The organism is Haloterrigena sp. KLK7 (genome assembly GCF_037914945.1).
Classification (GTDB): domain Archaea; phylum Halobacteriota; class Halobacteria; order Halobacteriales; family Natrialbaceae; genus Haloterrigena; species Haloterrigena salinisoli.
Map to the genome: position 1 here is coordinate 1 of NZ_CP149791.1, position 8187 is coordinate 8187.

Consider the following 8187-nt stretch of genomic DNA (forward strand, 5'->3'; position numbering starts at 1 on the left):
GTACGATAAGAGACGATAATTCTATTGTCCTCTGGTTTGTTATCGTTACTATGAGCGAGTCTAAGCAAAGCGAGAGATCGGACTCGATCGAGGACGTCCACGGCCGGCTTGGCGACATTCGGCAATCACTCCTCGAGGCGCTTCGGGCGATCGGTGGCGAGGGTAACACGTCCTCGGTCAAGCAAGCGACTGAGACGGAGATCCCAGAGGGGAGCACTCGCTATCACTTCGGATGGCTTCGCAACGAGGGACTCATTCGCGAGGTCGGTAGGGAGCCGATCGGCCGTGGTCGGGACGCGATTGTCTGGGAGCTGACCGACGCCGGCGCCGACCTCCTGGAGAGGATCGACGAGGTAGAGGGACGGGAGGACCGCCCTCAGACGATTGAGGGACTGAACGACCGGATTGATGAACTCGAGGACGACGTCGAGAATTTGAAAGACGTCGTTCGGAGTGCTCTCGACGAGGACCTCAGGCAGATAATCAGCGAGGAAGTCGAGAAGAAATTGAAGCAGCGGGAGAATTAGTCAAGCTGGCCGACCAACTTATCGAGCGTCCCACCGTCGTCGCCCTCGTCCTGGACGTCGCGATCGTCGTCAACCCCGAGTGACGAGAGCGGCACGGACATCCCGTCAATATAGACCTCGAGGTCGTCGACAGCTAGTGTCTCGTCCTCGCCGGTCGTGGGGACGATGACGGCGAATAGGGAGAACGACCCGGCTCGAGAGGCCGCGAAAGGACACTTCCGGGTGGTCTGGAATCTCATTCGATTCCTTCCCGGCGGATTTGCTCGGCTGTTTGGGCCAGTGATGATCTGGGCAATGGCACGACCGGTCCTGATCGGTCTCGTCGGAACGCCATCGTTCGGCCAGATAACGTTCCTGATTTTCGCAGCGTCTTGTTATTGGACTCATCTCCACAGCAAGCGCTTCAAGTAACGACTGGCGGACCGGTTTCTCGAGGAGTGGATTCCGATAGTGAGTAGCCACCGATATGCAGCGAGTGGATAAACCAATAGTCACGATAATTTCTCTGAAGGTCTCATCAATCCGAGGAACGTCTGACTGAATTACTTGGTGGTCCGATCGAATCATCTCGGTAATGGAACAAATCACGGTCAAAGTACCGAGTGATACGAACGAATCACTCGAGGAATATGCCGAAGCCGAACACGACGGAAACCGGTCAGAGGCGATCCGTGAACTCCTTTCGCGTGGCCTCGAGTACGAAGAAATCAAAACCGAACGCGATCGCCTCGAGCGAAAGCTCACTGAGACGAACGCTCGCCAAGACGATGTATCCGAGATTGTCGAGTATGTCGAGAAACAGCGAGAGGTCGAACGCTACCGCGATCAACGCCAGCGAATGGTCGACCAAGCCGGTCTACTCACACGCATGAAATGGAAACTAACGGGTGTGCCAGTCGATGATGAGCAAGAAGCATGACGATTTACTGAGCAGAGGACAACTCATCGGCACGTGTATTCACGTTCTGACGGACTCGAGTGCGTCGTGCACGGCGTCATCGTCGGAGGCGGCCTCAAGATACCACCGACGGCGCTCGTCATCCCGATAGATATTCGAGAGCGACTGTCGCGTGATCGGCAATCCGGCCGCAACCGAACGGTATGATTCGCCGTCGTCGATCCGTTCGAGCGCGTCGCGGAGTTCAAGATACCCCGTTTCGCCAGCGTCGTGATCCGGGTCAATAATCGGCTGCAGATAACCGTCACCGTCGCGCGTGAACCCGGCAGGGACTTGACCTAACCATTTCCCCTCCCGCTGTGCACGACTCTGTCCGGCCTCTATCCGCCGAATGAGCGTCCGTCGCTCTTGCTGATAGACCATGCCGATGATGTCCGCGACGAATCGACCTTGCCCGTCCGGCGTGACCTTCTCGACGGCGCCGTCCGTTATCACGACGGTCGTTCCAGTGTCCTCGCAGGTATCGAAGAATCGCTGTAGTGTCGCACCCTTTCGAGAGAGTCGACTAATCTCCCAACACACGACGTGCGTATAGTCGCCGGAGTCAATGGCCTCGAGCAGCTGGTTGAATTGTTCGCGATCGTCACTTGCTCCTGACTGACCGAGGTCGGCGTAGCGATCGACGGTCGCGGGATCAACGTCGTGCTCGCGAAGCCATTCGTTGATACTCTCCCGTTGGTGCGCGTCTGTCTGGTCGTCTGTACTCGCTCGGATGTAGGTTGCGTAGGTCATCTTGTTTTCACCACATGGCTCCCCAGAAGGGCACTTAAAGAACAGAACTTGTTTACAGCCTGTAAGCGGACCAGTACCCGCTTACAGGGTCAGACCCTCCTACTGCTCACCGCACTCCCCCTCGGAAATGCACGTTGCACTTCTCGAGGAGCATCACCCCGATTTGCTCGAAGAGCTATGTGAGGTCGTCTGTGAGGGTGACGAATAATGTCCCTTAAGTATGTGCTCACTCAGTAGGATATGAATTTGATCAATTGTGATACCACTTTAAACGGAGGCGGCTATCTCTTAGTGGGGGGTAGATGTGCTTAGACCCTGAAAATCTTGGGAAAATATCCATGCCAGATTATAATATTAGTCCTATATACCAGAATTATGACCTTCTAAATAGTGCGTCACTCGATACATGCAAACACCGTGTATATGGCGTTATAGGACGTTATAGCACGTCAATAGTAAAGTTTGATATTCAACATTAATTCCCCAACTATCCAATTTCGTACAATAATGTTTATAACCCCGTGACACAATAGATTAATCGCATCCAATGACGGACAGCCCCCCTTCCACTGAAAGCGGTTACACAACTGTTCCTATCTCGTCAGAGTTGTGTGATAGGATTAGGGTAGCAAAGGCAGGACAAAGTTACGACGACTATTTCCGAGAAAACCTGTCGCTATACGAATAATTGATGTCCGGAATGAATAGTTCAGACAGGCCAAAGCCCCCCTTCCAAAAGCGGCTTAGCCTGTCCGAAGTGTGGAGCGTATCCGGGATGGTGGATACATGAGTTCATTTGCTGTCCTTGGCTATAGAACTTGTGCCTTCCCTCCATCCCACGGATACGCCTGCGTTCACGACGTGGGTAAATGAAGGAAACTACGGATTCTGACGATACGGCGTATAGCAGCGGTCTTACACTGTCCGAACAGCCACCGGTCGATACCAACGTAATCGTTCGACCAGACACATGGAACCTCTCGAGCGTCCACGCGGCCCTCTTCGATGCCGCTGACATGAAGAACACACTTCTCGAGGCCATCCGAGAGATAGCAACCGGCCGAACGCCACGGGAGTTCGACGACTATCTCACGGAGATCGGCGTGACGGCACTCCGAGGTGCCTACCGAACGCCGTGCATTAACATCGCACGTGGGGGCAAAGAAGCAGCACTGAACCTGCTCGAGTACACGCGACAGCTCGGTACAGGACACTCTCCGCTCGGTCCTGGCTTCTCATCGGACGAAGAAGATATCCGGAGTGGTGCACTCCCAATTCTTCGCGAGGCCGATGTGACGCCGACTGTGGCAGTTGTGATTGACAGCGAGTTCACCAACCCCGACGAGACGAAGGCCAGCGAACGGGACCAAGTTCTGTCGTTCGTCGTCGACCTCGCAAGCGCGTGTGACGTGACGCTGGTTGCAGAGAGTCAGATCGAACGAACGTTCTTGTGGAAGTTCCACCGTGACCAACTCCCGGCCAGCGTTGAATGTGAGTGCAATCCCTCCCGTCGGGATAGGCTATTGTCTGCCGAGATAGATGAGAAGGTGACCGCCGCGGTGGATGAACTCGGCGAAGACAGTAAGCCGGTGAAGTACCTCCGAATGCTCGACGATGAGGGGTCTCAGACCCTCAAATACGACGATTTCGTCCGTGAGACTCGAGTTAGCCGTGAGACCGTTCGCTACCACGTGTCGCAGAAACTAGTCCCTCTTGGACTCGTTGACCGGACTGAATGGTACGGGAAGGCAGCAATCACGCTAACCCACGTTGGAGAGGTGTATCTGGACGTAATCACCCGACAGAGTCGGCTTGATGAGTGCGTTGAATCAACCCCAAATAGTAGTCCACAGGGCGTGTGTACCCGGCCGCCTCAAGATGGTGATGAGGGGACGGCCCCATATAAGGCGGAGTATTTACCAGCCTACGAACACCACGCCGCTGCAGCCAGCGCAACAGAGAACGGCATTAACCTAGTGAAAGAGCCGGTGGACTGGGAACAGAACGACCGGATTAGGTGGGTTAGCTACGATGAGGACAAGGACGAAGCGGTGATTGCTGTACGAGCGAGCGGAGAGTACGAGTACCTGGTGGGGACCGCACTTGCGTTGAGTGACCCGAAGTTATTGCACAAGACACTCACGGTTGACCGTCTCGAGAAGATCGTTGAGGAGGTTCCTGACTGTATCCTTCGGGACGCTCGTAACCTTGGGATCACTGATAAGGCACTTGATAATCCGAGTGAATTCCGGGACGCTATTGTAGCACGTGGTGAAGAGATCGAGGACCTCACGACGAAAGCAGAGAACAGCGAGCAGCGTTCGGCGATCCGTGGGAAGATCATGCGCTGGTCGCACGGTCTTGCCGGTGCAGTAGTCCATATCCTTGATCTCGCCGGCGTTGACTTAGTCCGTGAGATCCGTCTGCCAGAGAAACTCGACGCTGGCCGTCACTACGAACCACTTGCTGAATCCATTGCACGTTCGGCGGCAATCCAGTCGGCGTACGCGGATCATTACGTCGGCTACCGCCAGCTGTACGAGGATCGTGACGAGAAGCGCCAGCGTGCTATCACGCCGGATATAGATGCGAGTGCTCCCGTTGGCTCGCTTATCGGTTCGTTCGTTATTCGGGGCAAGGACGTCCACCGGTTCGCTCCCGTCCTTAAGCGTCGTCTCGAGAGGCCTGTTGAACTCCACGAAGACGCACCCGAGTTCAACATCGAGATTCCGATTCGTGAAGAGTGTGGACGTGAGGCCTTCGAGGACGTCACTGCACGGATCCTCTGGCAGAAAGGGATGCATCCAACTCAATCGGTAGTCTCGCTACTCTACGGACTTGTGGGCAGTCCCTACGACGCTGCTCGAGCACTCTCCAAACTCGGCAACGAGGACAACACTCGAGAGATTCGTCCCGATGAACTCCGGTACGCCTTGGCGAGACTTGGGCCTGAGAGAATCCTCCCGGATATGGCTCCGTCCGTCTCGTCGATCGTCTACACGCTGCTATGTGCGGAGAAGCGTCTCCCGCAGAAAGAGTTAGCAGAACGCGCTGATGTGTCCGCACAGACGATTCGGAACCACCGGGACAAACTCGAGGCGCTTGGACTCCTTCACGTTGGAGACGACGGCTACCGTCTCCTCTTGTCGTTCAGAACCCGTGATGAGCGACAGAGTCCGGTCACGCCGGAGTTCGGCGATATGGGATTCATGGATGCGATCGATGCTCTCCTTGAGGGAACGCTCCCGCCAGGACGGTACGGCGATCCTGATGATCCGATAGCAGGAGTCCTCTTCTGGCTGCCTGAACCGTGGCTGCTATTGGACGATGACCGCCTGTGCGTGTGGACGAAGCTTGCAGCGACACTCACGGGCACGGAGATCCCGGAGCTTGTGGAGACGGTGACGATGGGGCCGGAGATCGAACAGATTGCGATTACTGAGACAACGGAGGCGATAGCATGAGCACGGATCAAACGACGTTAGAAGCGTTTGAAATCGACTGTGTAGACCTCGAATCAAAGGTGGTCGTTGACCCCGAGACTGTCGACGGGAGTTCGCGCCCCATGTTTGGATTCGGGAAGCAGCTCGTCGAGGTCCTCGAGGAATAGTCTGCTGTTCAGTCTATGAAACAACTACCCCCCCATAGCACACCACGGAATCATCAGAAACCCTCGAGAGAGCACCTATCATCCCTGTTCTATGATGCCCTCGAAGTACATGAATGCACTCAAGCAGCGCAGCGTATTTCTCGCCCTCGTCGGCGCATTCGGCATGTGTGGTTCCGGCCTATTTTACACTATTTATAGGTCTGGATGAATAGATAGTTCCTAAGCTTGATGAATTGGGCAGATATGCATAGCTCTTGTTAGAGTTCTTTGGAACCTTGGTAGCGATCTCGGAGATTAACCTCGGTGATGAGGTACAAAAACACGTTGAGCAACACGTTGGGCAACACGTTGGACAACGCGGCTATGCCTCACCACCGGGGTAACGCGCAATCTCGTTGCACCTTCCGGTGCAGGTGGGACTACGTGACGTACTATAAAAATCCTATCGGCTGTTTTGCAGATATCTATTGTTTATTTGTGAAACATCATCCAGCTCTAATTGTTTAATTTGTTAAATGGGTGAAAGCGTCCCCAATAAATCCGTATAATTAACATTACGTAGTACGCTAAACAACAGAATAAACCTCATATTTATTACTAAAATATAAATACATTTAAATAAATTATAATTTTTAGATACAGTAATATTATTTGTACGGATTCTTTTAGTAAATCATGATAATAGGGCAATTCCCAAGAAACAGTTTTGAAACAGTGAAAGACAGTGCTTCTGGAACAGGTCGACGCCGTCAGGCATTATTGGAGTACTCAGGCACAACCTATCTTCTCAATCCCGATATCCTTCTCGTAACTATTCTCTGGCTTCAAATGGGCTCCCGGAATAGGGCACAACCGGGTAACGTGCCACGAGTGATGATAGCCAAGCACAATCTCACGAACGGTACGTGCCCGTGAATACATATGAAACGTGCAATCGTAATGCTACTGACGGTCGGAATGGTTGGCGGTCTCATGGTTATGGGACTCGCCGGAACAGCAGCTGCACAAGAGGTAAGCGTTGACCTCGGTGGGGACGGCGGTGACGGCGGTGACGCAGTCAACATCGCTGAGGTGAACCAGCAGAACAACAACGCGCAGGAGGCCACTGCTGAAGCCTCTGCCAGTAGCAGCAACAACGACGACAGCGCTGCCAGTAGCGACAACAACGACGACAGCGACAAACACGACGACTACAAGGACGACAAACACGACGACCACCAGGACGATAGCGACGACTACCAGGACGATAGCGACGACAATAACGATCAGAACGCTGGTAGCACCACGGTTGTGTCCGCAGTTAACCAGTCTCAGGACGTGACTCAGACGAACTATGCCGAAGTGAGTCAGTCCGCTACGGGCGGTGACGGCGGCGATGGTGGAGCTGTCGACATCTCTCTCGACCTCGGCCTCGGAGACGATAACGGCATGACCGGAACCCCCGCATAACGATAGAAACCAATCGCATCAACTCCGGTAATTCGGGACATTTTTCGGGCATTTCTTTTAGGTCGACGAGATATAGCAGCGCGTCAGAGAGAAGAAGCAAGCCGTACGCGAGCCGGCCGAACTCAAGCAGCGGGACGTTACAAGGGAACTCGAGTGTGGTCCATGCGGTGTGACTGTCACCGACCGAGTGTTCCCAGAAGATACGTTCAACAAAACACTCTGCCGGGACTGTGCCGAAGCCTACCTTCGAACCATCGACCTGATTTAGACGGATCCTCTTTTCCCTGCATTCGACCGGAGAGACGCATCTACAACCCTGTTTCGGTACTCGAGGGCAAGCACCCGATCTACCCGCTCGGACCCTTGCCCTCGTGTATCTAAACCACGGTCGTTGAGGCGTCTATCCGGAAGATTTCCCAAACTGAAGTAGAAAGAAGGCCTATAAACAATTTGCTTTATAGGAATCCGGCGTCTCGAAGGTGATCCTCAGCACAGTCCCGGCAGATCGTTACGTGCGTCCCGTCGGTCTCCTCTGGCAGAACAGGATGGTCAAACGTCACATCGCAGTTGAGGCACTCATGTTCAACCGGAACGCCCCGCTGCTCGAGTTCGGGAAGTCGCTGTTCGAGATACTGTTCTAGTTCGTCCTCCGATGGGGGGGTTCAATCGCCTCGCGTTCGGCTTTGGCTGCTTGCTTCTTCTCTCTGGCGAGCTGCTCTATCTTGTCGGTCGTCACTTCGGTAGTTTCGCTTATTGTATTTCTATCGGGAATGTCTAGGTATCTATCTTCCGATTAGCCGGAGAAGTGATTCGAGTCAGACCTAACTCGAGTACCTGATATATCTCAATTTCCTCGGCCGGCCGGCCTATCCTCCCGGTGGTTGGTTCAATCCGCTCTATGTATTCGGCTG

8 protein-coding genes are annotated in these 8187 nt (G+C 54.0%); 6 read left to right on the forward strand and 2 right to left on the reverse strand.

Translation table 11 applies throughout. The features are described from left to right. Positions 1–50 precede the first annotated feature (50 nt). Positions 51–527, forward strand: coding sequence for a hypothetical protein (locus WD430_RS22520; RefSeq protein ID WP_339106515.1), 477 nt, complete (start codon positions 51–53; stop codon positions 525–527). Here the strand turns inward: WD430_RS22520 and WD430_RS22525 are convergent. Further along, entirely contained in the window at positions 524–766 is a 243-nt protein-coding gene (locus WD430_RS22525; protein WP_339106516.1) for a hypothetical protein, read from the reverse strand. The two genes, WD430_RS22520 and WD430_RS22525, sit on opposite strands and share 4 nt — an antisense overlap. Before the next feature lie 335 nt (positions 767–1101). Here WD430_RS22525 and WD430_RS22530 point away from each other — a divergent pair, with 335 nt between their 5' ends. After that, positions 1102–1446: a ribbon-helix-helix protein, CopG family gene (locus WD430_RS22530; protein ID WP_339106517.1), complete on the forward strand. Its 345-nt coding sequence runs from the start codon at positions 1102–1104 to the stop codon at positions 1444–1446. Between the two features lie 39 nt (positions 1447–1485). Here the strand turns inward: WD430_RS22530 and WD430_RS22535 are convergent, their stop codons facing one another. Beyond that, complete coding sequence (locus WD430_RS22535; protein ID WP_339106518.1) at positions 1486–2217, reverse strand: recombinase family protein; 732 nt, start codon at positions 2215–2217, stop codon at positions 1486–1488. An 869-nt stretch (positions 2218–3086) separates the two neighbouring features. On the opposite strand from WD430_RS22535, the gene WD430_RS22540 reads away from it, so the two are divergent. The 4 genes from WD430_RS22540 (at position 3087) to WD430_RS22555 (ending at position 7917) form a co-directional block, all read left to right on the forward strand. Then, a complete protein-coding gene (locus tag WD430_RS22540; RefSeq protein ID WP_339106519.1) occupies positions 3087–5681 on the forward strand; it encodes an HTH domain-containing protein in 2595 nt (864 codons plus the stop codon). Continuing rightward, on the forward strand, positions 5678–5827 hold the full coding sequence (locus WD430_RS22545) for a hypothetical protein (RefSeq protein ID WP_339106512.1): 150 nt from the start codon (positions 5678–5680) through the stop codon (positions 5825–5827). The genes WD430_RS22540 and WD430_RS22545 overlap by 4 nt, the downstream gene beginning before the upstream one ends. Before the next feature lie 939 nt (positions 5828–6766). Continuing rightward, complete coding sequence (locus WD430_RS22550) at positions 6767–7276, forward strand: hypothetical protein (protein WP_339106513.1); 510 nt, start codon at positions 6767–6769, stop codon at positions 7274–7276. Positions 7277–7755: 479 nt separating this feature from the next. Further along, complete coding sequence (locus tag WD430_RS22555; RefSeq protein WP_339106514.1) at positions 7756–7917, forward strand: hypothetical protein; 162 nt, start codon at positions 7756–7758, stop codon at positions 7915–7917. The last annotated feature ends 270 nt before the right edge of the window (positions 7918–8187 follow it).

Bases quoted from the DNA above. Each gene is read 5' to 3' on its own strand.
- WD430_RS22520 (WP_339106515.1), top strand. From the start codon at position 51: ATGAGCGAGTCTAAGCAAAGCGAGAGATCGGACTCGATCGAGGACGTC.
- WD430_RS22525 (WP_339106516.1), bottom strand. From the start codon at position 766: ATGAGATTCCAGACCACCCGGAAGTGTCCTTTCGCGGCCTCTCGAGCC.
- WD430_RS22530 (WP_339106517.1), top strand. From the start codon at position 1,102: ATGGAACAAATCACGGTCAAAGTACCGAGTGATACGAACGAATCACTC.
- WD430_RS22535 (WP_339106518.1), bottom strand. From the start codon at position 2,217: ATGACCTACGCAACCTACATCCGAGCGAGTACAGACGACCAGACAGAC.
- WD430_RS22540 (WP_339106519.1), top strand. From the start codon at position 3,087: ATGAAGGAAACTACGGATTCTGACGATACGGCGTATAGCAGCGGTCTT.
- WD430_RS22545 (WP_339106512.1), top strand. From the start codon at position 5,678: ATGAGCACGGATCAAACGACGTTAGAAGCGTTTGAAATCGACTGTGTA.
- WD430_RS22550 (WP_339106513.1), top strand. From the start codon at position 6,767: ATGCTACTGACGGTCGGAATGGTTGGCGGTCTCATGGTTATGGGACTC.